We start from the raw sequence: 24,032 nt of genomic DNA, 5'->3' as shown, positions 1-24,032 counted from the left end.
CACTCCCCGGCCGGGCCCGCGGCCGCCCGATCAGACGAGAGACGCGCAGGGCGGGAGGTCAACCGCGCCATCCGCCGTCGTCCACCCCGCCCGGTATCTCGGCGGCCGGGTCGTAGGGGGTGCGGGTGAAGACGAAGGTGTTGAGGTCGAGGTGGCTGAGCGAGCCGTCGGCCCGGCGGACCACGCGCAGCGTCTCGCCGGCGTAGTAGCCCTCCAGGCCGAGCCAGGTGCCGTCGGCCTGGGCGACGAACCGGGAGGCCCGGGCACCGCCACCATCGATGGGGGAGAGGGACAGGTCGCGGCCGGACAGCAGCCGCAATGTGTACGCACCCGGCCCCCAGTACCAAGGGCCGGTCAGCTCCAGCAGGCCGGTGTCGACGCCGGCGGGCTGCCACTCGGCGGGCAGGCGCGGCTCGTGCTCATCGAGGATGGCGAGCAGCTCGGTCAGCAGGGAGCGGCTCGCCCCGGAGGTGGCGTTGGTCATGAACAGCACGCCCACCCTGTCGGCGGGGTCGGCCCATACCGTGGCCAGGAAGCCCGGCATGGAGCCGCCATGACCGGCCAGACGGCGCCCGCCCGCCCGGACCAGCTGCAGGCCCAGGCCGAAACCACCGGTCCAGGCGTCACCGTCGTCGACGGTGGCCGGCTCGCGCATCTCGGCCAGCGTGCCCGGGTCGAGCACGTCCGCGGTGTCGCCGGCCAGGAACGCCGCCCACCGGGCGAGGTCGGCGGGGGTGGACCACAGCTGCCCGGCCGGGGCCATGGCCAGCGCGTCGTGCTCGGGTTCGGGCAGCAGCACATCCGCCCAGGGATGCACCGCGTAGCCGTACGCGTGCGGGGCACGCGGCCGCGACGTGGTGTCGTGCATGCCCAGTGGCTCCAGGACTTCGGCCTGCACGGCCTGCGCCCAGCTCATCCCGCGATGCCGGGCGACCAGCTCGCCCAGCAGGGCGAAGCCCAGATTGGAATAGTGGAAGCGGCGGCCGGGCCGGTGCCGGGCGGTCTGGGAGCCGAGCAGAGCGATGAGCTCCTCCACCGGCATGCCCGGGGTCCGCTCCCACCACTGGCCGGGTGGCTCGGCGGTCAGCCCGGCGGTGTGCGACAGCATCTGGGCCACCGTCACCTCGCCGACCGGCGTGCCGGGGACGTGCTTGCCGAGCGGATCGAGCAGGTCCACACGTCCCTCGTCGCGCAGCCGCATGACCACGGTGGCGACCATGCTCTTGGTGATGGAACCGATCCGGTACTGGGTGGACTCGTCCGGTGCGGCGCCTTCCACCCGGCCGCGCGCGCCGAACCAGGCGAGCCGTCCGTCGCGGACCACCGCGGCCGTCAGGGACGGCAGCCGTGACTCGGCCTGCTCCACGGCGATCCTGCGCAGCAACGCGCGGGCCGTACTCTCCAGAACCGGCGACATCAGCTCTTCCCTCTCCACACGACGGCCAGGCGCACCAGGTTAACGCCGCCCGAGCCCGGCCGGCATCCCCGGCGGTTCCCCTCGGGTGCGTCACGGTCAGCCGCCGCGTCGCACGGGTGATCGCCACATACAGGTCATGACCGCTCAGCCGGCCTCGCCGACCAGAGTGCGGCGATCGCCTTCGCTGCGGCGCGCCAGGTCGACCATGGCGCGGTGGCGGGTGTGCGGATGACGGCGGCGCACCCGCGACGGTCCTGACGCAGGATAGCGATCATGACTTCACGGAAGCCGTACCACGGCACCGGCCCAGGACCGATCACTCCGGACGGTTGCGCCGTCGACTACTACGCCATGCTGACGCCCAACGGTGAGCCGGAGCTCATCCACGCGGCCGTTCCCCGGGAGGCGTCCATCCTGGAGCTCGGAGCCGGCACGGGCCGGATCACCCGCGGCCTCCTGTCCCTCGGGCACGAGGTGGTCGCCGTGGACGAGTCTCCCGAGATGCTCGCCCACATCGGGGGAGCCGAGACCGTCTGCTCACCCATCCAGTCCCTGGAACTGCACAGGACGTTCGACCTCGTCCTGCTCATGTCATTCGTGATCGAGACGGCCGACGACGGACTGCGCGAGGCGTTCCTGCGCACCTGCCGTGATCACGTCGCCGAGGACGGATGCGTGATCCTGCAGCGCAAGCCCCCCGAGTGGTACGACACCGTCCAGCCTTTCGAACGCGTCGCCGACGACGGCCGTACCGTCCGCATGACGGGGGTCAGCCGGCCGGGCCCCGACCTTCTGGCCGCCACCATGGAGTATGTGGCCGGCGACCGGCGGTGGACCCACTTCTTCCTCAGCAGGCGCCTCGACGACGACTTCCTTGAAAGTGAGCTCAACCAGGCGGATCTGACGATTTCCGGGTTCCTGGAAGGGGACCGCGGATGGGTGCGCGCGGTGCCGCGCTCCCGCGGGCACCGCCCGGGTGGCGCATAGGAGTCGCCTTCAGGGTGGCCGGTCCACGGTGCGCCTGCGTTTTCTCACCGCGGCCTGGCCGCCGACCCCGGCGTTAACCGGGCGCGGGATCCTGATCGTCCCACGCCCGGCGGCTCGTTCTCGGGTTCCGGTCTGAGGATCGAAGGCAGGCGCCTTCGAGTGAAAGGTCAGCGTTTCACGGGCGCGCCGGCGTCGATCAGCAGCCTCTTGGCGTCGAAGGCCGCGAACCGGCCGGTCTCGCACATGGCGCCGACGACATGCGCGGCCCAGGCCTGCTCGCCTGCCTCAGCCCCGGGATGCCAGGTCACGTTGGTGCCGGAGGACGCCTGTTTGCCGCCGTCCAGGGTGCTGAGGGACAGCGTGGTCATGCCGACGACGCCGCCGTCGTGCCCCCACAGCTTCCCGCACGGCGTTTCGTAGGCGATGAGGCCGAGCCCGTAGTCGAACGTGAAGGGGACCCCCGGCCCCGGCATGATCGGTCCTGTCCTGCGCATCTCCTCAAGCTGGGCCTGACCGATCAACCGGCCGGTGAGCAGCGCGCGGAAGAAGCGGTTGAGGTCCTCCATCGTCGAGACCATCGCGCCCGCCGTGCCGAACACCGACGAGTTGAACGTGCTGAAGTCCCTGAGCGGGAACGAGTCGAAGAAAGACGTGTACGCCTTCGCGTGCGGGCGAGGGAGGTTCGGTGTGCTCGGGAAGAAGGTGTGGGACAGGCCCGCCCGCTGGATCACGTGGCGGGTGATGTAACGCTCGGCGGGCATCCCGGTGACCTTGTCGAGCAGCAGGCCGAGCACGATGTAGTTGGTGTTGGAGTAGCTGCCGGGCGAGTGGCCCGGCTCGCCGGACTTGCCGACGCCGAGACCGAGCTTGACGAGTTCCTCGTCGGTGAACTGCCGAACCCGTAGCTCTTCGAGGCTGTCAGGGCCGGTGATGAGCGCGGTGTCGTAGTCGCCGAGATGGCTGGTGTGGTTGAGCAGCATCCTGACGGTGATGCGCCGGTCCGGCAGCAGCCCCGGCAGGTATTCCTCGACGGGGACGTCCAGCCGTACCTTGCCCTGCGCGACCTGCTGCAGGACGGCGGTGGCGACGAAGGTCTTGGTGACGCTGCCGATCCGTTGGTACATGGCCGGCCGCATGGGGAGCGTGGCCTCCAGGTCGGCCAGACCGGCCGCACCGCGCCAGCGCTGCCCTTCGTCCTGGACGGCGGAGTAGGCCCCGGGGGTGCCGCCCTTGGGGACCTCGTCGAGAGTGCGCTGCAGCGCTTGCCGGTCGAGCCTTGGTCCTGCGGCGTGCGCGGCCGGGGTGAGAGCGGCCACGACGAGCAGAGCCCCGAGGCCCAGCGAGGTGATCTTCCTTAGGCCTTGTTTCCGCATGGGGGAACTTCCTTGCCTCGTGTTTTCGCATGAGATCGCCGTGGCGACATGAGATCGGCGTGGCGACAGTGGGATCACCCTTCGGTGATCCGTCGCAGGACGGCGGTGTAGGCGGCGAAAGCCGCCCTGCCTTCGTCGGTGAGGGACAGTGAGGTGCGGGGCCGTTTGCCCACGAAGCTCTTGTGCACGTTCACATAACCGGCCCCCTCCAAGATGATCACGTGCTTGGACAGCAGGGAGTCGCTGACCTCGATCGTCTCCTTCAGGAAGCGGAAGTCGGCCCGGCCGGCGGCGGCGAGCGCGGCCATGATCGACAAGCGGACGGGCGCGTGGATGATCTCGTTGAGATCGTGCCGCGGGTGTGCGTTCATCAGGACCTCATCAGCCGCCATGCGGCGTACAGCATCGGCAGCCCGCTCGCCACGCTGAGCACGACGCCGCCCACCGTCCAGGAGGAGGGCAGGGGGGCGGCCCCGAGCAGAGCGAACAATGCGGCCGGGGCGAGGAACAGGACGAGATCGCCACCCGCCACCCAGTACATGATCCGGGTGAGGCGCCGGCCCTGGACGCCCACCCGCAGCATGAGGCCGCACAGCACCAGGATGAACGCCATATAGGCGAAGGAGACCTGGGTGCGGAGGGCCGGCGCGAAGAACATGCCCGCCCAGTAGAGGGGCGAGCCGATGGCGCTCGCAACGCAGATCACGCCGAAGTGGCGCTCGGCCGCGCGGACGTGATCCTTGACTCGCTGGATCTCCTGCAGGGCTTCGGCCGGCGATGGGGCATTCATTGGATCCTCCTTGCTTCAATTACTCGTAAAGCTAACATGTACTCAACTATCATTCAAGTGCATGCGTCGCGGTTGATTATCGAGGGCTCGCAGTCGAAAGACGTCGGCGATGGTCGCCTGTTCAGGCGTTGCTCCCGGCGGGGATCGCGGGAGCAACGCAGCCGTGACCGCCTCGGCGTCGAGCACCGGCTACCCGCCCTGGCGACGTCGATCGGCGCCCGCGGGCGTTCCGCCTGGCCTGTTCGTTCCGCTCGCCCGAGGCGTATGTGATCTGCCGCACTTCAGATAATGAAACATTGCAGATACTGAAAGTTCTCTCTACCCTCGACATCGTGACCACCATGGAGAGCGCCGAGGAGCTCGGCCGGAGGGACCGTAAAAAGCTCGAGACCCGTGCGGCGCTGGAGCATGCCGCCCTGACGCTGGTGGCCGAGCGCGGCCTGGCGGGGGTCACGGTGGAGGACATCGCCGAGGCCGTGGACGTCTCCTCGCGCACGTTCTTCAACTACTTCCCGTCCAAGGAGGACGCGCTCATCGGCCCGAGCCCGGCCTCCACCGCCGAACTGCGCGAGAGGCTGGAGGCGCTGCCCGCGGACGTGCCGGTCCTGGAGGCGCTGCGGCTGATGTCGCGGGTCGAGGCCGAGCACGTCCAGGAGCAGCGCGAGCAATGGCTGCTGCGGCTGAAGGTGTTCGAGCAGAACCCTTCGCTGCTCCCACGGCTGGTCACCAGCGGCACCGCGACCGAACGCGCCGTGACAGCCGCCGTCGCCCGCCGGGCCGATATCGAGCTGGGCACGAGCGGCTATCCCGAGCTTGCGACCGCGGCGGCCATGGCGGCCTTCCGGGTGGCGATGATCCGCTGGAGCGCCGCGGGCGGGCGCCCGGAGCTGGCCGACCTGGTCGACGAGTCCTTCGCCCAGCTCGCCGCCGGCCTGCCCAATCCGTGACCGCTCCGATCACCGTCTCCTTTCGACCCGTCCCCGTGACATTTCCGTTGAGCAGGCGCCCGCAGGAGTCCTGGGCAGCGCCGGTCTCCCCCCCCCCCCCCGAGAAATTGAGGAAAGATGACAACCGCCAGTACGCAGCCCGAGGCCGCGGCGCCCACGTCCAGAAGGAAGGTCCTGCAGGCGCTGTCGGGGCTGATGGTGGGCATGTTCGTGTCCATCCTGGCCTCGACCGTCGTGGCCAACGCCCTGCCGCGCATCATCACCGACCTGCACGGCTCACAGACCGTCTACACCTGGATCGTCACCGCGGAACTGCTGGCCATGACGGCCACCGTGCCGCTCTGGGGCAAGATGGCCGACCTGTACAACAAGAAGCTGCTGATCCAGCTCTCGCTGGGACTGTTCGTGGCGGGCTCGCTGATCGCGGGCCTCACTCCGAACGTGGAGATCCTCATCGTCAGCCGCGTCGTGCAGGGCGTCGGCGCCGGCGGCATGACCGCGCTGGCCATGGTCGTGATGGCCGCCATGATCCCACCGCGTGAGCTCGGCCGTTACGCCGGCATCTTCGGCGCCGTGTTCGGCGTCGGCACCGTGGCGGGCCCGCTCATCGGCGGCCTGCTCGTGGACACCTCCTGGCTCGGCTGGCGCTGGTGTTTCCTCATCGGCGTGCCGTTCACGATCCTGGCCATCATCCTGCTGCAGCGCACCCTCGACCTGCCGGTGGTACGCAAGGACGTCAAGGTCGACTACCTGGGCGCCCTGCTCATCACGGTGGGCGTGTCCACCCTGCTGATCTGGTCGTCGCTGGCGGGCAACCAGTTCGCGTGGGGCTCCTGGCAGACCGCCGCGCTCGTCGTCGGCGGTCTGCTCATCCTTGCGGTGGCCGTCTGGGTGGAGTCGCGGGCCGCCGAGCCGATCATCCCCCTGTCCATCTTCAGGAACCGCACCGTCGCCCTGGCCACCGTGGCCAGCGTGCTGGTCGGCGTGGCCATGTTCGGCGGCACGGTCTTCCTGTCGCAGTACTTCCAGGTGGCGCTCGGCAAGTCGCCGACGGTCGCCGGACTGATGAGCCTGCCGATGGTGTTCGGCCTGCTGGTCTCCTCCACCGTGGCGGGTCAGCTCATCACCAAGTGGGGCCGCTGGAAGGGCTTCCTGGTGGCCGGCGGTGTCGTCATGCTCGGCGGGATGGGCCTGCTCAGCACCATCGACGGCCAGACCGGCACGGTGCTGCTCGGCGTCTACATGGCAGTGCTCGGCATCGGCGTGGGCATGCTCATGCAGAACCTGGTCCTCGCCGCCCAGAACGACGTGCCCGCCCACGACCTGGGCGCCACCACCTCGATGCTGACCTTCTTCCGCAGCATGGGCGGCGCGGTCGGCGTCAGCGCGTTGGGCGCGGTGCTGGCCAACCGGATCACCACGCTCATGACGGAGAAGCTCGGCCCGATGGCCGCGGCCGGCGGGGGCGGCGACAGCAACGCCGTACCCGACATCTCCAAACTGCCCGCTCCCGTCGTCCGCGTCATCCAGGACGTGTACGCGACCGCCACCGCCGACCTGTTCCTCATCGGGGTGCCGCTCACCGCGCTCGCGCTGGTGGCTGTCCTGTTCATCAAGGAGAAGCCGCTCAACACCCTGTCGGGCGAGGAACGCCTGGCCCGGGAACGCGCCACGGCCGCCGGTCACTGACCGGCTCCCTGCCGGTTACCGCAGGTTCGACGCCCGGCACGGCAGGGCCCTGCTCGCCTGCCGGGCCTTTCAAAGAGCGCTCGGACACAGGTTTCCTGACGGGTGTTCCCGCCGGATCAGCCCCGGACCGTATCGGTGGTTCTCCGGCCCCCGGCGCGTAGGCCGTTCAGCAACCAGCGACCGGCCACGGCGCACGCCAGCGGCAGCGGCACCGTACCCGCGCCGAGCCCCACGTCGACGAGCAGGTCGAACACCTCCTTGCGCCGGGCGGCGGTGTCGATCGCCGCGTCGATGAAGGCGGGCGACTGGGCGGCGCGGGCGAGCACATCAGTGGTGCGCAGATGCCGTCCCAGGGTTTCGGCCAGCCCGCGCCGGTAGGCGGGCAGCGGGTCTTCGGCCGTCTGGACGGCGGCTTCACCGGCGAGCCGGCCGGAGACCAGCGCGTAGTAGATGCCCTCGCCCGTAAGAGGGTTGATGAGACCGGCGGCGTCCCCGGCGAGCATCACCCGGCCCACGCCGGGCGTCGGCCGGCCCGGGGACAGGGGCAGGTGGTGGGCGCGCAGGTCGCGGGCGCTCAGCTGGGGGAGCAGTTCGGCGAGCCGGCCGTGAAGCACCTCGCGGCCGGGCAGACCGGTGGCGCGCAGCCGGGGCAGCAGCATGCCGAAGCCGATGTTGGCGGTGCCGTCACCGATCGGGAACGACCACACGTACGCGGGCCAGCCGTCCTTCTGCATGGCGATGAACTGGACGTCGTCGTCGGCGGGCACGTCGGCGTAGCCACGGACGGCGATCGCGATGTGCCGCTCGGGGGCCGCCGGGACACCGATGAGACGCCGGACCGTCGAGTTGGCGCCGTCGGCGGCCACGACGACGCGGGCCCGCACGTCGTCGACGGCGACGTGATCACCGTGGACGGCGAGCGCCCGGACCCGGTGGCGGCGGACCTCGACGCCGCGGTCCCGGGCGGCGTCGACGAGGCGGGCGTCGAACACCCGGCGGGGCACGACACGGTTGGGCCGGGCGGCGGTGGCCAGCACGTGCGCGCCGTTGGGGGAGACCACCGAAAGACGCTGGGTGGGGCGGTAGTCGGCGATGAGATCGCCGGCACCGAGCAGGGCGAGCTCGTCGCAGCAGTGCGCGGCGATACCGTCGCCGCAGGCCTTGTCGCGGGGGAAGTCGGCCTTGTCGAGCAGCAGAATCCGCGCGTGCGGCCGGAGTTGCCTGGCGCGCAGGGCAGCCGCGGAACCCGCCGGACCGCCCCCGATGATCACCACGTCCCACATGTCGTCCACGCCGGTGAACCTCCCACACCGGGCGCCGATGAAACCGATCCGGCAGAACGCGCTGGCCGCCGCGCTGAAGGAGTACGGAGCGATCTGGCGCACGATCTACGCCGCGAAGTACCTGCCGGACGAGGGCTACCGGCGCAAGATCGCCCGGCAGCTGAACAAGGGCGAGTCCCTCCACACTCTGCGCCGCCGGCTCCCGATGCCGTTGGTGCAGTCAGGAAGCACGCAGGAGCTGAGGGGTCAGCGTGACTTGGTGAAGGCGGCGCGCAGTGCGGAGCCGCGGGTGATGAACGCGACTCGGATGACGGGCAGCATGCAGACGGCCTGTATCACGGCGTACCACGGCGGGCAGACACCTGGGATCAGGTCGACGCCGATGATCGCGATCGGCATGATGATGGCGAGGGCGCTCAGGCGCTCGAAGGCCCGTCGAGATCCCTGGGAAGCGGAGACGGTCATCCGGTAGATCACCACGGCGACCACAGGCAGCAGGACTGCCCGGACCCACATGAACGTGTTCACCATATGACCGCTGCTCGACACCGCGATGATCGCCAGGAGGGCGACGGCGCTGAGCGCGCCGTAGACCTTGACGCTGTTCTTCGCCGTGTCGAAGGCTGCTTGGATGCGGGGGCAGTTGAGGAGTGCCGCCTCAGTCGCGCGCTTGTTGGCTTTCATGCTCACCGACGCTAGGAAGCGCCAGGCCGACGCGGTATCCGTCTAGACCCATGGGTGGGTGGGGCTAGCCCCACTCCCCGGCCGACCAGGGCGGCAGCGGGCTCCGCGTGGTGCACAGTGGGAGCACCGGATGGAAAGTGAAGGAAGAATCATGCGACAACTGGGGTCGTAGCTGGCGCGCGTCGGCGTGGGGTTCGTAGGGGCGTGCGTTGTGATGGTCGTCAGCATGCTGGTCCCGGCCGTGTGCGCCGCCGCTGTGGCGCTGGGGATCCGGTGGAGGGCGGGAAACCCGCGGTCGCGGGTGGCGCCGTTCGTGCTGGTGTGCGTGGGCACGCCCGCCCTGTCCCGCCCGGTCTGCCGGATGGTCCGCCTCCTCGTCGCGAGGTGGACCGCCACCGTTCTGGAGCCCAACGACCTGCCCTGGGGCTCAGTCCTTAGCGTTGCTTTTCGGCGAGAACCGCTGGGACCCCTATTAGGCCGAGCGCCCGCGCCTGTCCTTGCACGCGCACTTTATTTCACAGCGTGGGTAAACTGGCGAGGACTGAGAGGAGCCGACCGTGGGGATCGCAGACGACGCGGTGCAGATCCGCGCACAGGGCTGGCGGACGCTGGCCGCCGTACACGGACTGATCGACTCCGCGCTGGAGAAGGCGCTGCAGGCCGGCCATGACCTGTCGGTGGTCGAATACACCGTCCTGGACGCGCTGTCACGCCAGGACGGCTGGCACATGCGCATGCAGCAGCTGGCCCGCGCCGCGGCCCTGTCGGGCAGCGCCACCACCCGGCTGGTCAGCCGGCTCGAAGACCGCACGTTGCTCACCCGCTTCCTGTGCCAGGAGGACCGGCGCGGCATCTACACCGAGCTGACCGATCAGGGCTGGACGCTGCTGACGCAGGCCCGCCCCACCCACGACGAGGTCCTGGCGAAGACGCTGGCCGAGGCGGGGCGGACCCCGGAGCTGGCACCACTGGTCGAGGCCCTGCAGCGCCTACCGGCCGATGCCCGGTCACTGACCGCCGCGCCGTGACCGCCGCGCCGTGACCGCCGCGCCGTGACCGCGCGGTAGGCGGACCACCCGCCGCGCCCCTGCCGAGTTCACCCCCGGACAATCTCCGGCGACACACCACGCATAAACCAGCCTGCCCGGCATCCACCGCTTAACCTGCGAAAACAGGAACACCAAAGGTCGATCGGCCTGCCGCTTCACCGACCCGGCGGACTCTCACCGCTGCAAGCGAGGTGAAAGCACCGTTGGCCATGGTTGGTCTGCCGTGAACCGCCCGTAGGACGGCCCTCCCCGCAGGGAGGCTCTCACGCGGCGATTCCTCCGGCACATTTCACCATCAGCCAGCGCTGGGCCTCGGCGAGGCCCGCAAGGAGGGCAGTCCGGTGCGTAACCGCTACCCCGTCGTGACGAGCACGGGCGTCCTGGCCCTGGCTCTGGCCACCGCCTGCGCCGGCGGCGGCGCCGACCTGGCCGCCGCCCCGGCCGCAAGCCCGGCAACGGCCACCGGCCAGGGCGGCGCCGCCCCCGAGGGCTTCGACCGGATCGGCGGCCCCGCCAACGGACTCACCGTCGCGTTCCCCGCATCCTGGGTGGCGCTCGACCTGACCAAGGACGATCTCGAACAGGGTCTGAAACGCAGCGGACTGTCAGGGCAGGCCCTGGAGCAGGCCGAGCAGGGCCTGCGACCGCTGGTGACCAACAAGGCCGTCTGGGCCTTCGACCCCGGCTCCCGGCGGTCCTCGCCGAACAAGTTCACCACCAACCTCAACGGCTACTGCCAGCCCAGCGCGACCACCTCGGCCGAAGAACTGATCAGTGCGGCCCGCAAGGAACTGGAGCAGCTCAAGGCCAAGGTCATTCAGACCTCCACGCCGCAGATCGGCGGAGTCAAGGCGGCACGGCTGGTCTACACCTTCCCGGCCGGCGGCGTGCAGATCAGGGGCACCCAGTTCTACCTGCCCGCCTCGGGGAAGACCTGCACCCTCACCCTCAGCACCGACCAGGACGGCAAGCAGCGGCTGTTCGACCAGATCGGCGAGACGATCCGCCTGTCGTGACACCGCAGGTGATCGGCGGGCCGGATGGGAGGTCGCGGCGAAGGCGACGCCGCTTCGCGGCGCGGCATCCAGGACCGGCCCTTGGCGGAACGCCCCCGCCACCGTGTCGGAGGCCGTGCCACCAGGCCCTCGTCCCGCCTCACGCGGCCGCACACGCCCGTCCCGGACAGGGCACGGGCTATAGCTCGACCTCACCTGCGATGCAGGTGACCGTGTCGCCGCCGACCCAGATCGTGCCGTCGGGGTCGCGGGAGATGTAAGCCCGCCCGGCCCGGCCCAGCACCGTTCCCTGGCTCGCCACGTACGGCGCCTCGGCCCGGCCCGTGCGGAGCAGCCACTGCGCGAGCGAGGCGTTCAGGCTCCCCGTCACCGGATCTTCGGCCGTGGCGCCGTTCTTGGGGTAGAACGCCCGTACTTCGAACGCCGTCGGCGACCCCGGGGGATAGGGACCCACCACGCCCACGTCGAGGTCGACGACCCCGGGCCGCAGCGCGAGGACCTCATCCGCGCTCGCCAGCAGCACGGCCAACCACCCGGGCCCGTTGTCGGCCCACTCCGCGTCCAGGATCTCGGCACGGGCGACGCCCAGCACCCCGGCGACGTGCTCCAGCAGCGACTCCTCGACCGGACCCGAGCGCAGCAGCGACGGCGCGGCGAAGGCCAGCCCGTCCGCGGTCCTGCGCACCGGCACCAGACCCGCCCCGCACTCCTGCACGATCACCTCGGACCCGCTCGGCGTCCCACCCGCCGACAGCCAGGCGTGGCACGTGCCCAGTGTCGGGTGCCCGGCGAACGGCAACTCGGAGACCTCCGTGAAGATCCGTACCCGGTAGTCCGCACCCGGCACGCTCGGAGGCAGCACGAAAGTGGTCTCCGACAGGTTCGTCCAGTAGGCGAACCTCTGCATCTCCTCGGTGGACAGCCCCCCGCCGTCAAGCACGACGGCGAGGGGGTTGCCGCGGTACGGGGTGGCGGTGAAGACGTCGACTTGCTGGAAAGGACGCGGCATGACCCCGAGCATCCCAGATCGGCGCGGGCAGACAGCATCCGGTATGTACCACGGACGAAGTCCAAATGATGGATGTGAATCGGGTCGAAGCGGCTGCCCTGGTCGCGGCCGTCCGGTTCGACGCTGACGTCCGCGGTGCTCACACCGACCGAGGTGACGTTCTCGGGGTGCGCCGGAGACATGCGCCGGCGGCACATCGGGGACGTCCCGGCCGGCGGCCCGCCGACAGGCCACCCATTTCGTGAAGTGTTGGCAGGTGCGCGTATCGTCCGCGGAGTACCTGCGTTCCCGCTAACCGATCAGCTGTCATCCGCCGCTGCTCTACCCTGGCCCGGGAAGGTTAGGAGAGAGGTTTTCCGTGAATCCTGGGTCAGCTGGTCCCTCTGCCGCATCCATCGATGCCGTCCTCGAGCGCATCACCTACGCCAACGAGGAGACCGGCTACACCATCGCCAGGGTCGCCACCGAGCGCTCCGGCAGTGACCTGCTGACCGTGGTCGGGCCGCTGCTGGGCGCCCAGCCCGGCGAGTCACTGCGGCTGACCGGGCGGTGGACCTCCCATCCGAAGTACGGCAAGCAGTTCGAAGTGTGGTCCTACACCACCGTGCTGCCCGCCACCGTCCAGGGCATCCAGCGCTATCTCGGCTCAGGACTGATCAAAGGCATCGGGCCGAAGATGGCCGAGCGGATCGTCGACCACTTCGGCGCCGACACCCTCCAGATCATCGAGACCACCCCCGAGCGGCTGGTGGAGGTCGCCGGGCTCGGTCCCAAGCGGACCAAGATGATCGGCATCGCCTGGGAGGAACAGAAGATCATCAAAGAGGTGATGATCTTCCTGCAGGGGGTCGGCGTGTCGACCTCCATCGCGGTGCGGATCTTCAAGCAGTACGGCGACGCCTCCATCACCGTCGTCAAAAACGAGCCCTACCGGCTGGCCGACGACGTGTGGGGCATCGGCTTCAAGACCGCAGACACCATCGCCCAGGCCGTCGGCATCCCGCACGACAGCCCCGAGCGGGTCAAGGCGGGCCTGCGCTACACCCTGTCGCAGGCCGCCGACGACGGCCACTGCTACCTTCCCGCACCCAATCTGGTCGGCGACGCGGTGAAGATCCTGGAGGTCCCGGCCGAGCTGGCCCTGCGGTGCCTGGAGGAGCTCGTCGCCGCCGAGGGCGTGGTCCGCGAGGAGGTCCCCGCCGGCGACAGCACCGTTCCGGCGGTCTACCTGGTCCCCTTCCACCGCGCCGAACTGTCGCTGGCCGGCGCGCTGCGCTCCCTGCTGGCCTCCGGCCACGACCGGCTGGGCGCCTTCGCCTCCGTCGACTGGGACGTCGCCCTGAAATGGCTTCATCAGCAGACCAACGCCGAACTCGCCCCCGAGCAGGCCCACGCCGTACGGCTGGCGCTGTGTGAGAAGGTCGCCGTGCTGACCGGTGGTCCCGGCTGCGGCAAGAGCTTCACCGTCCGCTCCATCGTCACCCTGGCGCGCGCCAAGAAGGCCAAGGTGATCCTGGCCGCTCCCACCGGCCGGGCCGCCAAAAGGCTCGCGGAGCTGACCGGCCACGAGGCGACCACCGTGCACCGGCTGCTGCAGCTGCGGCCCGGCGGGGATGCGACCTTCGACCGCAACAACCCGCTGGACGCCGACCTGGTGGTGGTCGACGAGGCCTCGATGCTGGATCTGCTGCTGGCCAACAAACTGGTCAAGGCCGTCGCACCGGGCACCCACCTATTGTTCGTGGGGGACGTCGACCAGCTGCCGTCGGTCGGCGCCGGAGAGGTGCTGCGCGATCTGCTGGCCGCCGAGGAGGAGATCCCCCGGGTGCGGCTGACCCACATCTTCCGCCAGGCGCAGGAGTCGGGCGTGGTCGTCAACGCCCACCGGGTCAACACCGGCCTGGCCCCGGCGCTTGAGGGCGTGAACGACTTCTTCCTGTTCCCCTGCGAGGAGCCCGAGGAGATCGCGGCGCTGACCGTCGACGTGGTGGCCAACCGGATCCCGCGCAGGTTCGGCCTCAACCCGCGCCGCGACATTCAGGTGCTGGCACCGATGCACCGGGGCCCGGCGGGGGCGGGCAATCTCAACACCGTGCTGCAGGAGGCGCTGACCCCCGCGCGGGAGGGCATGCCCGAGCGCCGCTACGGTGGCCGGACGTTCCGGATCGGCGACAAGGTCACCCAGCTGCGCAACAACTACGAAAAGGGCGCGGCCGGGGTGTTCAACGGGACCGTGGGCGTGGTGGTCGACATCAAGCCCGACGACCACAAGCTGATCGTGCTGACGGATGAGGACGAGAACGTCGAGTACGCCTTCGACGAGCTCGACGAGCTGGCTCACGCCTACGCGGTGTCCATCCACCGCTCCCAGGGCAGTGAGTATCCGGCGGTGGTCATCCCGCTGGCCACCAGCGCGTGGATGATGCTGCAGCGCAACCTCCTCTACACCGCGATCACCCGCGCCAAGAAGCTCGTCGTAATCGTCGGCTCGCGCCGGGCGCTGGCCCAGGCGGTGCGCACCCGCGGCGCCGGGCGGCGCCACACCAGCCTCACCCACCGATTGCGCTCACCCTCCACCACCCCCCGGAACGTTTCGGCATGAACCCAAGCGTCCCTGCGTCCAGCGGGGCGGGCATGACTTCACCACCCCTGGCCGGCAGCCGTTTCGACAAAGGACACCACCGGGTCCTCGTTGTCGAAAGAGAAGGTCCCGGTCCTGTCACCAGGGTCATACGCAGGGAGTACAACCTCTTCACAGCGGTGAAGGGCCGGGGTGAAACCGACGATGCGCGGTATGGCGTCAGCCCGCCGCGCTCCACCCGCGCGTTGCCTTCACCGATGGGTGCAACCACCGCCGGCCGGCATCGCCCGGCGGCCGTCCACTTCCAACTGGCGGGAGATCGCACGGGCCGTCGCCCGCACGGCTGGGCCGTAGCCCGCATCCGCGAAGCCGGTGCTGGGCGCCACGACGGACAAAGCCGCCACCACCTCATCGCCGTTCCGCACCGGTGCGGCCACGGTACTCAACTGCCAGGGGTGGCTTTGCCGGCCGAAGACGTGGTCGCCGCGCCGTACCTCCGCAAGCACACGGCGCAGGTCAGCCGGGGTGCGGATGCCATCATGGCCTTGCCCGGGAGTGTAGGTGGCGATTGCGTGGTCCTGGAAGGCCACCGGTGCGAAGGCGAGCAGCACCAGCCCGACGCCGGTGGACGTGAGCGGAAGACGGCCTCCGATGCGGTAGTGGACGGGACTGGCATCGAGTGCTGAAAGCCGCTCGACGAGCAGCGCCTCCTGCTGGTCGCGTACGGCGAGCAGCACGTGCTGACGGGTGACGTGGAAGAGGTCTTCCATGAAAGGCATGGCCACGGACCGCAGCCCGTGGCCACGCGGTGCCAGGGAAGCGGTCTCCAGCAACCGCAACCCCACGACGAAGCGGCCGTCGTCGAGACGTTCCAGCGCACCCACGTGGATGAGCGATCGGGCGAGCCGCAGAGCACTGCTGCGGGGAATGCCGCTGCGCTGTGCGAGTTCGGCGAGGGACAACGCACGATGGTCGCTGTCGAACACACTGAGCAGGGCGAACGCCCGGTCGATGACCGGTTGGCCCTCAGCGGGCCTGCCTCCGCGTCGTGGCGGGGCGCCACCATCGGAACTCGATGTTTCATTCATTGGAATCACCGATTTCATTCTACGGTCCGGTTCCTATGGTGGTACAGGTACGGACCTGCAGCCCCGGGAGCCCCGCATGACCTCGACCGGACTCATCGACGTCCACGCCCACTTCGTCACCGACGATTACAAGGCTGCGGCCCGTTTCGCCGGGATCGAACACCCCGACGGGATGCCCGGCTGGCCCGTGTGGACCGCCGAACAGCATCTCGACCTGATGGACCGCTCGGGGATCGAGAAGGCCCACCTGTCGATCTCCTCTCCGGGCGTGCACTTCGGAGACGACGGCGCGGCCCGGTCCCTCGCGCGTGAAGTCAACACGTTCGGCGCCCGAGTCCGCAGCGAACATCCGCGGCGGTTCGGTCACTTCGCCTCCCTGCCCCTGCCCGACATCGAGGGCTCGCTCGCCGAGGCCGCCCACGCCCTCGACGTACTCGGCGCGGACGGGGTGGCGGTGGAGACCAACCACCACGGCCTCTACCTCGGCGACCCCCGGCTCGAGCAGCTGTGGGGGGAGCTCGACCGCCGCGGCGCCGTCGTCTTCGTCCACCCCACCTCACCGCCCCACGCTGACGACCTCGCCCTGGGCCGGCCGCGGCCGATGCTGGAGTTCCTCTTCGACGCTGCCCGCACCGCGAGCGACCTGCTCTTCCGCGGCGTTTTCACCCGCCATCCGCGCATTCGCTGGATCCTGACCCACGGCGGGGGAGTGCTGCCGCTGCTGGCCGACCGCATGGACCTGTTCCGTGCCCTGCTGGATGGCGGACCCCGGGACGCGCCGAGTGCCACGGAGCAGCTCGGCCGCCTCTGGTACGACATGGCCGGAACGCCCTTCCCGCGCCAGATCCCGGCCTTGGACGCGGCGTTCGGCACCGGACGCCTCCTGTATGGCAGCGACCATTGCTGGACGCCCGCCGAAGCGGTGCTCACCCACGTCAAGTCCGTCGACTCCGTGGCGCAGCCGTCCACCACCCACACCTGGCGAGACCTCACCACCCGCAACGCCCACCACCTGTTCGCCGCGACATAGCCGCACGAATGTCGAAAAGTAAGGCCAGGCCGCAGCAGAGCGACCGCCGAAACCCTCTCGATATCCCATTGAGTGAAAAATGCCCCGAAGCGGGACAAAACGGAACAAGCATGTTTGTGGCAGTCCGGCGTGCACGCCGTAACGCGCAAGGCCGGGTGCCGTGATCACCTGAAGGAGCGACATGAGCAGGTACGTTGAGCCGTCCTCGATCAACGGACGCGTGTTGATAAGAGACGTCACGGTGGCCGACCCGCTGGACGGGCGCCGCACCCCCGGTCAGGACGTGGTCGTCGAAGGAAACAAGATCAAATCGGTGACCGCGACCGGGGCCCCGGTCGCGGGCGCGCACGTGGTGGAGGGAGGAGGCCGGTTCGTTGTCCCGGCGTTCATGGACATGCACACGCACGCCCTGAACACCCCGGAGGACGTCGACGGCGCCTATGCGCTGATGCTCGCCAACGGCGTCGTCGGCTTCCGACAGATGTCGGGCAGCAGGGCGCTGCTGAAGTCCCGGCACGAGGGCACGCTGCCCCAGCCGACCGGTGCGCCCGCGCTCAAAGCGACCGCTGGTGACCTGCTGACCCCACTGAACGCCGGCACGGTCGATGGCGTGGTGCAGGCCGTGCGGGAGCAGCATCGGGATGGCGCCGACTTCATCAAGGCCGGTGCTACCACCCGCACCACCTTCATGGCAGCCCTCAAGGAGGCGAACCGGCTCGGCATCCGCCTGGGCGGCCACCTGCCGGCCGATCTCGACCCCCGCGAGGCCGCGCGCGAAGGGGTGTGGTCGGTCGAGCATCTCGGCCCGGGTGTCACCGTATTCGCCGCAGTCTCCTCCCGAGAGGCCGAGGTCCGTGCCATGAACGCCACCCGGAAGCTTCCGCCGATCCCCAAGGTCACCTTCCCCGGTGCCGACAAGCTGGTGATGAAGCTGGTCAAGGGCATGGCCGTGAACCCCGCGACCGGCACCTCCGAACTGGAAGCGCATGCCTACGAACTCGCTGACGGCTCCTACGACCAGAACAAGGCGGAAGAACTGGCCGCCTTGTTCGTCGAACACACCACCTGGCAGTGCCCGACCCTGATCCGGGTCCACACTCAGCAGTTCGGTGACTCACCCCAGCACGCCGAAGACCCGCGACGCCGCTACATGGCCCCCAGGGAACTGCGCGCTTGGGACAAATCAGCGAAGAAGTTCTCCAAGCTCCCCGACGGCACCCGCACCGCCCTGCGCAACCACTGGACCGCGCAACTGCGGATGACCAAAACCTTCGCCGACGCGGGAGTCCCGATGGTCGTGGGTACCGACGCGTGCGGCGCCGCAGGCATTATCCCGGGCTTCGCCCTCCACGACGAGTTCGACCACCTCGCGGAAGCCGGACTCGACCCGCTGACCATCCTGAGGATGACGACGACCGAGCCGGCCCGGTTCCTGGGCGAGGAAGGCGCTTTCGGCCGGGTCATCCCCGGCATGCCCGCCGACCTGGTGCTTCTGAAAGAGGATCCCCTGGAGGACCACACCGCCCTCCGCAAGATCGCGGGAGTGATGAGGGACGGTAGCTGGTGGTCCCGCGCTGACCTCGACGCCGTTCTGCAGCGCGTCGCCGCCAAGCCCGGCGCCCACTGATCGCAGACCTCGTCCGCACGCCTCCAGCATGGAATTCCCCGCCCATCGCCGCCTGTTGAGACTGGGGACGCGCGTTGGGGAAACACCTCCGTCAGAGCCGGGGTGTGCCGCCACCGGGCGCGAGCAGCGCCTGCAACGCGGTGGCCGCGGTGGCCACGATCGAGTCCAGGCTCTCGTTCGCGACGGTCGGTACGCGGACGATGCGCCGGGCGACGATGATCCCCATCAGCATGGCCGAGGCGATGCCCACCCGCAGGCGCATGTCGTGGTCATCCTGCAGGTGCGCGTGGGCCCCCTTCAACAGCCGGGCCTCGATGAAGTCGCGAAGCTGCACGGCCGCCCGTTCCTGAGCGATCGCACCGCGCAGCATGGCCAGCAGCGGCTCGGATGCCTGCGGATCGCCTTCCCAGGCACCGAGGAAAGCGCGTGTGACGCGCTCCCCGATGCCGTCTTCGGGACCTTGCCATGCGTCGGTCATGCGCGCGAGCGCGGCCGGTGGCACGGACATGACAGCGCCGAAAAGCTCGTCCTTCGACGTGAAGAACTGCATGACCAGGGCAGCGTCGACCCCCGCGTCCGCTGCGATCCGGCGGATCGTCGTGGCCGTGAAACCGTCGGCGGCGAAGCGAGCCCGCGCTGCGTCGAGAATGGCCTGTCGCGTTTCACTCTGACCTGGCCGGCGGCCGCGCCGCCGGCGCGAGGAGGCGTCACCGTGGCCTGACGACATGCCCCCGGACGCATCGTCTTCCCGCATGGTGTCAACCCCCGGTGATATCGAGCAGGTTTGTGCCGTTGACGCACCCCAGAGGGGCCCATCGCCGCATGGACGGCCCTGGCGTGGAGCATATCAACGCCCGTTGACTTCGCCGGCCCGTCGGGCGCGCCCGTTCCCGTGGAGCCGATCTCCCGACCGCCGGTCCAGGCCGGCTCGGCGCAGCCGTACGGCGATCGTGACGCATCACACCCTCCACTGATATCAACGCGTGTTGATATCAGTGCCTGGCGGACATACGCTGTGGACGCCGGTGACGTCTTGACCTGCCCGAACAGCCCGAAAGCGCACGCGACCCCGCATGACGGCCGCGCGTGCGCACCGAACACCGGAACGCGGACGTCTCGGCCTCCGGAAGAAACGGCCCGATACGGAGCCGGTTACGGGACGAAAGACAGAGGAGCTCCCCATGAGCGAGGACCAGAAGGTGTACATGCCGTCCCACCCACTGGAGCCGGGTGACAGGTATGGCGTTTTGAGCGGGTTCGATCCAGGTACCCGAACCCTGCCGGCGGGTTTCCAGATCGCGCCCGCGTTCCGCCCCATCCCGGTCGACATCGTGCTGGAAAAAGACATCGCGGTCACCCTGCGCGACGGTGTGACGATCCATGTCGACGTGCTCCGTCCCGCTGGGGCGGACAAAGTGCCGGTCATCGTGGCCTGGAGCCCGTACGGCAAGGGCCAGGGGACCTCCGCCAGCGTGATGGGCGTGTTCGGACTGGTCGGGCTGGACAACGAGATCGTCTCGGGCCTGGAGAAGTTCGAGGGGCCGGACCCGGCCTACTGGTGCGCGCAGGGATATGCGATCTGCAACCCGGATGTCCGAGGCGTGGCCGACTCCGGAGGCGACAGTGTCCTGTGGGATCGCCAGGAGTGCCGCGACTGCCACGATCTGATCGAGTGGCTGGCCGTCCAGGAGTGGTGCACCGGCAAAGTCGCGATGAGCGGGACCTCCTACCTCGCGGTCTCGCAGTGGTTCACCGCAGCCGAACAACCGCCGCACCTGGCGGCGATCAACCCGTGGGAGGGTGTGAGCGACGTCTACCGCGACCTGGTGATGCGGGGCGGCATGCCCGACACCGGGTTCGCCAGGCAACTGCGGGACTACAGCTTCCGGGGCAACAACCGCAAAGAGGACATCATCGCGGAGGCGGAGCGCTACCCGCTCATGAACGAGTTGTGGGAGAACAAGATCCCGCGCTTCGACCGGATCACCGTGCCGGCCTACGTCGTGGCCAGCTACTCCAACACCCTGCACACCGCAGGAACGTTCCGCGCCTGGCGGCGGATGGCCTCACCGGACAAGTGGCTGCGCATCCACAACAGCCAGGAGTGGCCCGACTACTACGCCGAGGCCAACCGGGAGGATCTGCGCCGATTCTTCGACCACTACCTCAAGGGCGAGGACAACGGGTGGGAGCAGACGCCCCGCGTCCGCTACTCCGTCCTGGACCTCCACGGCGGTGACCGGGTCGACATCGCCGCGCAGGAGTTCCCTCCCACGGACGTCACCTCGGCGAAGTACTACCTCGACGGCCGCTCCCGCGCCTTGGTCACGGCAGCACCGGCGCAGGAGGCGACGGCGCTCTACGATGTCGGATCGAATCCGGATGCGGTGTCGTTCGTCACGCGGTTCGACCAGGAGACCGTGCTGGTCGGCTACCCGAAGGCGCACCTGTATGTCGAAGCACGAGGCGCCGACGACATGGACCTGTTCATCCTCCTGCAAAAGCTCGACGCCCACAGCACGCCGCTGCAGCAGTTCACCGTGCCCAACCAGGGCGCGCCGGCCCAGGACCTCACCGAACGCGGCGCCTCGATCCTGCGGTACAAGGGATCCGACGGACGCCTGCGCGTCTCCATGCGCCACCTGGACGAGACACTGTCGACCGATGCCGTACCCGCTCACAGCTTCGACCGGATAGAGAAGCTCTCACCCGGCGAGATCGTCGGCATCGACATCGACCTGCTCCCGATCGGTCTCGCCTTCCACCCCGGCCAACAGCTCCGCCTCGTCATCAGCGGCCGGCACCTCCTGGGGCCGATGATGCCCGGGCTGGTCGAGTACACCCCGGCCAACAGCGGACAGCACATCATCCACACCGGCGGTGAACACGCCTCCTACCTGCAACTGCCCGTCCAGACGCGGTAGCAGCGCCGCACCGGGTTGGTCTTCTCGCCCTCGATGGCCGCGTTGTCCTTGCGCAGCTCGTCCTGCCCGGCCCGCCCGCCCCGGCCCGCCCCGGCCGGGCGGTGGGGCGGTGGGGCGGGCACGGCCACCGGGCGCTGGAGCGCTCACCAGCGGACGGGCACCTCGCGCAGCCCGCCGACCAGCAGCCCTTCCACCCGCTGCAGGTCCTCGGCGGGGACGGCCAGCTCCAGGCCCGGCAGCTTGCGCAGCAGCGTCTCCAGCGTGACCTGCAGTTCGGTGCGGGCCAGCGCCTGCCCCAGGCAGGAGTGCGGGCCGGCGCCGAAGGTCAGGTGCGGGTTGGGGGTGCGGCCCAGGTCCATCTCCTCGGCGCCGTCGAAGACCTCCGCGTCGCGGTTGGCCGCCGGCATGCTGCACAGCACGGTGGTACCGCTCGGCAGCACCTCGTCGCCGACCTCGACATCCTCGGTGATGTAGCGCCTGAGCCCGAAGCCGATGTTGGTGTCGAAGCGCAGCGCCTCCTCCACCGCGGTGCGCACCAGCGACGGATCGGCCAGCAGCCGCTCCCACCGGGTGCGGTCGGCCAGCAGCATGGCGACCATCTTGCCGATCATGTTCGCGGTGGTCTCGTGCCCGGCGACCAGCAGTCCCATCCCGGTGGTCAGGAGCTCGGCGTCGGACATGCCCTGGCCCTCACCGTCGCTTTCCTTGATCAGCATGCTGAGCAGGTCATCGGCCGGAGCGGCACGCTTGGCGGCGATGTGGCCGGACATGTACTGGACGAAATCGGTATGCGCCTTGCGGGTCTCCTCCTCGGAGTAGCCGGTGAGGCTCAGCAGCGCGTTGGACCAGTAGGAGAAGCGGTCCCGGTCCTCGGCGGGCACACCGAGCATGTCGCAGATCACGTACACCGGCAGCGGGAAGCCGACCATGGCCTTGAGGTCGCCCGGTGCGCCGCGCCGCAGCATGTCGTCGATGAGCCGCTCGGCGATCTCGACCATGGAGGGACGCAGCGCCGTCATGCGCTTGGCGGTGAACCACTTGCCCACCATGCGCCGCCAGCGCTGGTGCGGCTCTCCCTTGTCGGGCAGCGTCATCGACGAGGAGCCGTTGGCGATGGCTCCGCCCGATCCGGTGGGCGCCACCCGGGCCGCGTTGTCCGCGGCGGTGGGGCGGGCGAAGCGGGGATCCGACAGCAACGCCTTGACGTCGTGATGGCGGGTCAGCAGCTTCGCATGGTCCCCGCTGGGCAGTTCGATCGTGGCCACCGGGCATTGGCCGCGCAGCCGCTCCCACTCCGCGGGCGCCTCCAGCGCCGTCTCATACGGCAGCGGGTACGGCAGGACCTGGTCGTTCTGACTCATCGAATGTCTCCCTCGAGACGGATCGTTGTCGGTGAAGGACGCGGCGACCGGTGCGGTCATGCTGCGCTCTTTTCTGCGCTCCTTTCTGCGGTGGAGGGCGACGAAGCGACGCCGGCTCCTGCCGGCGGGGCCGCGATCGCCCCGGCGTGCGCCGCCGGCGCAGAAACTTCCATGAAATGCACATTACACAGAAAGTGCATTATGCACCAAGAGAGCATGATGCATGCATTGAGCATCATGCTCATTGACGTATCGTTCAGGTGTACGGATACATGAACGGAGGTGGTCCCCATGGACGCGGAACAGGCAGCGGTGAACATCGAGCGTGAGCTGCTGATCCTTGTGCGCCATCGCGACCTGACCTCGCCCCAGCGCGTACCCGGCGGTGAAGGCTTGGAGCGCAGCGCCTACGTGCTGCTCAGCCGGCTCGAAATACAGGGCCCCATGTCGATCCCGGACTTTGTCGACGCCTTCGGGCTGGCCGCCTCCACCATCAACCGGCAGACCGCCGCCCTGCTGAAAGACGGGCTGGTCGAGCGGACCCTCGACCCGGACGGCGGAGTGGCACGCAAATTCCGCATCACGCGCAAAGGCCAGGAGTGCCTGGCCGTCGAACGCGGCAAAGTCGTCACCGGACTGGCCAAAGTGGTCGCCGACTGGCCGCCCGAGCGCCTGGCGAACTTCGTCGCCGACCTCCAGCAGTTCAATACCGACATCGAGCATCTCAGCGGGCGGCCCTGGCCCCGGTAGGGGGCAGACCACGTACGGGAGAAAGGGACAGTCGGCTGCTGAACTGCTAGTCAGAATCGGCCCGCAGGAGGCGGCCAAGCACATCGCCGGTGTCACCACCCGCGAGCTGTCCATGGTCCGCAACCGGCATGTCACCCTGAAGAAGCTGAACGCCGCGATCGCGGATGCGGTCAACGCCTTTGCCGCGTACGCTGGTCAGCTTGGCTTTTTTGGCTTGCCGTAGGTCGGCGGAGTCGGCGGGGTGGAGCTGGTCCAGATCGAGGCCGACGACCGCGGCGCGGCCCGGTCCCGAGGATGAGGTGCACAATCGCCCGGTCCCGCAGCGGCCGGGCAACCGGTGGAAGCTTTCGATCCGATCCAGCACGTTCTTGAGGGCCGTTTCCTGAAAAGATCTCGGATGGACCGACACGTGTGTTCTTCCGATAGG

22 protein-coding genes and 1 pseudogene are annotated in these 24,032 nt (G+C 69.3%); 11 read left to right on the top strand and 12 right to left on the bottom strand.

Features of this window, described 5'->3' with window-relative positions:
• Positions 1–58 precede the first annotated feature (58 nt).
• Positions 59–1,417, bottom strand: coding sequence for a serine hydrolase domain-containing protein (locus OHA77_RS39585; protein ID WP_406314462.1), 1,359 nt, complete (start codon positions 1,415–1,417; stop codon positions 59–61).
• 273 nt (positions 1,418–1,690) lie between these two features.
• Here OHA77_RS39585 and OHA77_RS39580 point away from each other — a divergent pair, with 273 nt between their 5' ends.
• Positions 1,691–2,404, top strand: coding sequence for a class I SAM-dependent methyltransferase (locus OHA77_RS39580; protein ID WP_406314461.1), 714 nt, complete (start codon positions 1,691–1,693; stop codon positions 2,402–2,404).
• Between the two features lie 167 nt (positions 2,405–2,571).
• On the opposite strand, the gene OHA77_RS39575 is transcribed toward OHA77_RS39580, so the two are convergent.
• The 3 genes from OHA77_RS39575 to OHA77_RS39565 all read right to left on the bottom strand — a co-directional run bounded on the left by OHA77_RS39575 (position 2,572) and on the right by OHA77_RS39565 (position 4,567).
• On the bottom strand, positions 2,572–3,777 hold the full coding sequence (locus tag OHA77_RS39575; protein ID WP_406314459.1) for a serine hydrolase domain-containing protein: 1,206 nt from the start codon (positions 3,775–3,777) through the stop codon (positions 2,572–2,574).
• Positions 3,778–3,851: 74 nt separating this feature from the next.
• A complete protein-coding gene (locus OHA77_RS39570) occupies positions 3,852–4,148 on the bottom strand; it encodes a winged helix-turn-helix domain-containing protein (protein ID WP_406314457.1) in 297 nt (98 codons plus the stop codon).
• The gene (locus tag OHA77_RS39565; RefSeq protein WP_406314455.1) at positions 4,148–4,567 is read right to left on the bottom strand and encodes a hypothetical protein; all 420 of its coding nucleotides are present in this window, start codon (positions 4,565–4,567) and stop codon (positions 4,148–4,150) included. Before OHA77_RS39565 ends, OHA77_RS39570 begins: the two co-directional genes overlap by 1 nt.
• A 341-nt stretch (positions 4,568–4,908) precedes the next feature.
• Here OHA77_RS39565 and OHA77_RS39560 point away from each other — a divergent pair, with 341 nt between their 5' ends.
• Together OHA77_RS39560 and OHA77_RS39555 are read left to right on the top strand one after the other, a co-directional pair.
• Positions 4,909–5,514, top strand: a complete 606-nt coding sequence (locus OHA77_RS39560; RefSeq protein ID WP_406319954.1) for a TetR family transcriptional regulator — start codon at positions 4,909–4,911, stop codon at positions 5,512–5,514.
• Between the two features lie 117 nt (positions 5,515–5,631).
• Complete coding sequence (locus OHA77_RS39555; protein WP_406314453.1) at positions 5,632–7,203, top strand: MDR family MFS transporter; 1,572 nt, start codon at positions 5,632–5,634, stop codon at positions 7,201–7,203.
• A gap of 116 nt (positions 7,204–7,319) precedes the next feature.
• Here the strand turns inward: OHA77_RS39555 and OHA77_RS39550 are convergent, their stop codons facing one another.
• Positions 7,320–8,588 (bottom strand): NAD(P)/FAD-dependent oxidoreductase, encoded by a 1,269-nt coding sequence (locus OHA77_RS39550; RefSeq protein WP_406314451.1) that lies wholly within the window; start codon positions 8,586–8,588, stop codon positions 7,320–7,322.
• On the opposite strand from OHA77_RS39550, the pseudogene OHA77_RS39545 reads away from it, so the two are divergent.
• A pseudogene (locus OHA77_RS39545) lies at positions 8,548–8,634 on the top strand (hypothetical protein); the annotation flags it as partial. The gene OHA77_RS39550 and the pseudogene OHA77_RS39545 sit on opposite strands and share 41 nt — an antisense overlap.
• Positions 8,635–8,732: 98 nt before the next feature.
• Here the strand turns inward: OHA77_RS39545 and OHA77_RS39540 are convergent.
• On the bottom strand, positions 8,733–9,170 hold the full coding sequence (locus tag OHA77_RS39540) for a hypothetical protein (RefSeq protein ID WP_406319979.1): 438 nt from the start codon (positions 9,168–9,170) through the stop codon (positions 8,733–8,735).
• A 557-nt stretch (positions 9,171–9,727) separates the two neighbouring features.
• Here OHA77_RS39540 and OHA77_RS39535 point away from each other — a divergent pair.
• Both OHA77_RS39535 and OHA77_RS39530 read left to right on the top strand, forming a co-directional pair.
• Entirely contained in the window at positions 9,728–10,198 is a 471-nt protein-coding gene (locus tag OHA77_RS39535; protein WP_326822765.1) for a MarR family transcriptional regulator, read from the top strand.
• 362 nt (positions 10,199–10,560) lie between these two features.
• Complete coding sequence (locus OHA77_RS39530; RefSeq protein WP_406314450.1) at positions 10,561–11,235, top strand: hypothetical protein; 675 nt, start codon at positions 10,561–10,563, stop codon at positions 11,233–11,235.
• A 178-nt stretch (positions 11,236–11,413) separates the two neighbouring features.
• Here the strand turns inward: OHA77_RS39530 and OHA77_RS39525 are convergent, their stop codons facing one another.
• On the bottom strand, positions 11,414–12,244 hold the full coding sequence (locus OHA77_RS39525) for a PhzF family phenazine biosynthesis protein (protein WP_326822762.1): 831 nt from the start codon (positions 12,242–12,244) through the stop codon (positions 11,414–11,416).
• 358 nt (positions 12,245–12,602) lie between these two features.
• On the opposite strand from OHA77_RS39525, the gene OHA77_RS39520 reads away from it, so the two are divergent.
• Entirely contained in the window at positions 12,603–14,846 is a 2,244-nt protein-coding gene (locus OHA77_RS39520) for an ATP-dependent RecD-like DNA helicase (protein WP_406314448.1), read from the top strand.
• Positions 14,847–15,076: 230 nt separating this feature from the next.
• Here the strand turns inward: OHA77_RS39520 and OHA77_RS39515 are convergent, their stop codons facing one another.
• A complete protein-coding gene (locus tag OHA77_RS39515) occupies positions 15,077–15,913 on the bottom strand; it encodes an IclR family transcriptional regulator (RefSeq protein ID WP_406319953.1) in 837 nt (278 codons plus the stop codon).
• Between the two features lie 76 nt (positions 15,914–15,989).
• Here OHA77_RS39515 and OHA77_RS39510 point away from each other — a divergent pair, with 76 nt between their 5' ends.
• Both OHA77_RS39510 and OHA77_RS39505 read left to right on the top strand, forming a co-directional pair.
• Positions 15,990–16,943: an amidohydrolase family protein gene (locus OHA77_RS39510; RefSeq protein WP_406314447.1), complete on the top strand. Its 954-nt coding sequence runs from the start codon at positions 15,990–15,992 to the stop codon at positions 16,941–16,943.
• Positions 16,944–17,124: 181 nt separating this feature from the next.
• Positions 17,125–18,570: an amidohydrolase family protein gene (locus tag OHA77_RS39505; RefSeq protein WP_406314445.1), complete on the top strand. Its 1,446-nt coding sequence runs from the start codon at positions 17,125–17,127 to the stop codon at positions 18,568–18,570.
• Positions 18,571–18,661: 91 nt separating this feature from the next.
• Here the strand turns inward: OHA77_RS39505 and OHA77_RS39500 are convergent, their stop codons facing one another.
• Positions 18,662–19,324, bottom strand: coding sequence for a TetR family transcriptional regulator (locus tag OHA77_RS39500; protein ID WP_406314443.1), 663 nt, complete (start codon positions 19,322–19,324; stop codon positions 18,662–18,664).
• A gap of 427 nt (positions 19,325–19,751) precedes the next feature.
• Here OHA77_RS39500 and OHA77_RS39495 point away from each other — a divergent pair, with 427 nt between their 5' ends.
• Complete coding sequence (locus OHA77_RS39495) at positions 19,752–21,494, top strand: CocE/NonD family hydrolase (protein WP_406314442.1); 1,743 nt, start codon at positions 19,752–19,754, stop codon at positions 21,492–21,494.
• Here the strand turns inward: OHA77_RS39495 and OHA77_RS39490 are convergent.
• Together OHA77_RS39490 and OHA77_RS39485 are read right to left on the bottom strand one after the other, a co-directional pair.
• Entirely contained in the window at positions 21,464–21,622 is a 159-nt protein-coding gene (locus OHA77_RS39490) for a hypothetical protein (RefSeq protein ID WP_406314441.1), read from the bottom strand. The genes OHA77_RS39495 and OHA77_RS39490 overlap by 31 nt on opposite strands.
• Positions 21,623–21,637: 15 nt before the next feature.
• Complete coding sequence (locus OHA77_RS39485) at positions 21,638–22,855, bottom strand: cytochrome P450 (RefSeq protein ID WP_326822757.1); 1,218 nt, start codon at positions 22,853–22,855, stop codon at positions 21,638–21,640.
• Positions 22,856–23,146: 291 nt separating this feature from the next.
• On the opposite strand from OHA77_RS39485, the gene OHA77_RS39480 reads away from it, so the two are divergent.
• On the top strand, positions 23,147–23,605 hold the full coding sequence (locus OHA77_RS39480; protein WP_326822756.1) for a MarR family transcriptional regulator: 459 nt from the start codon (positions 23,147–23,149) through the stop codon (positions 23,603–23,605).
• A 46-nt stretch (positions 23,606–23,651) separates the two neighbouring features.
• Here the strand turns inward: OHA77_RS39480 and OHA77_RS39475 are convergent, their stop codons facing one another.
• A complete protein-coding gene (locus OHA77_RS39475) occupies positions 23,652–24,014 on the bottom strand; it encodes a hypothetical protein (RefSeq protein ID WP_406314439.1) in 363 nt (120 codons plus the stop codon).
• Positions 24,015–24,032: the final 18 nt, after the last annotated feature.

Origin of the sequence: Streptosporangium sp. NBC_01639 (assembly GCF_045209755.1) — a bacterium.
GTDB lineage: Bacteria > Actinomycetota > Actinomycetes > Streptosporangiales > Streptosporangiaceae > Streptosporangium.
The sequence above is the reverse complement of the archived record's forward strand: the minus strand, read 5'-3'. Positions and strand labels throughout refer to the sequence as shown.

Coding starts and splice junctions, on each gene's coding strand:
- OHA77_RS39585 (WP_406314462.1), bottom strand. CDS start 1,417: ATGTCGCCGGTTCTGGAGAGTACGGCCCGCGCGTTGCTGCGCAGGATC.
- OHA77_RS39580 (WP_406314461.1), top strand. CDS start 1,691: ATGACTTCACGGAAGCCGTACCACGGCACCGGCCCAGGACCGATCACT.
- OHA77_RS39575 (WP_406314459.1), bottom strand. CDS start 3,777: ATGCGGAAACAAGGCCTAAGGAAGATCACCTCGCTGGGCCTCGGGGCT.
- OHA77_RS39570 (WP_406314457.1), bottom strand. CDS start 4,148: ATGAACGCACACCCGCGGCACGATCTCAACGAGATCATCCACGCGCCC.
- OHA77_RS39565 (WP_406314455.1), bottom strand. CDS start 4,567: ATGAATGCCCCATCGCCGGCCGAAGCCCTGCAGGAGATCCAGCGAGTC.
- OHA77_RS39560 (WP_406319954.1), top strand. CDS start 4,909: ATGGAGAGCGCCGAGGAGCTCGGCCGGAGGGACCGTAAAAAGCTCGAG.
- OHA77_RS39555 (WP_406314453.1), top strand. CDS start 5,632: ATGACAACCGCCAGTACGCAGCCCGAGGCCGCGGCGCCCACGTCCAGA.
- OHA77_RS39540 (WP_406319979.1), bottom strand. CDS start 9,170: ATGAAAGCCAACAAGCGCGCGACTGAGGCGGCACTCCTCAACTGCCCC.
- OHA77_RS39525 (WP_326822762.1), bottom strand. CDS start 12,244: ATGCCGCGTCCTTTCCAGCAAGTCGACGTCTTCACCGCCACCCCGTAC.
- OHA77_RS39515 (WP_406319953.1), bottom strand. CDS start 15,913: ATGAATGAAACATCGAGTTCCGATGGTGGCGCCCCGCCACGACGCGGA.
- OHA77_RS39510 (WP_406314447.1), top strand. CDS start 15,990: ATGACCTCGACCGGACTCATCGACGTCCACGCCCACTTCGTCACCGAC.
- OHA77_RS39505 (WP_406314445.1), top strand. CDS start 17,125: ATGAGCAGGTACGTTGAGCCGTCCTCGATCAACGGACGCGTGTTGATA.
- OHA77_RS39500 (WP_406314443.1), bottom strand. CDS start 19,324: ATGCGGGAAGACGATGCGTCCGGGGGCATGTCGTCAGGCCACGGTGAC.
- OHA77_RS39495 (WP_406314442.1), top strand. CDS start 19,752: ATGAGCGAGGACCAGAAGGTGTACATGCCGTCCCACCCACTGGAGCCG.
- OHA77_RS39485 (WP_326822757.1), bottom strand. CDS start 22,855: ATGAGTCAGAACGACCAGGTCCTGCCGTACCCGCTGCCGTATGAGACG.
- OHA77_RS39480 (WP_326822756.1), top strand. CDS start 23,147: ATGGACGCGGAACAGGCAGCGGTGAACATCGAGCGTGAGCTGCTGATC.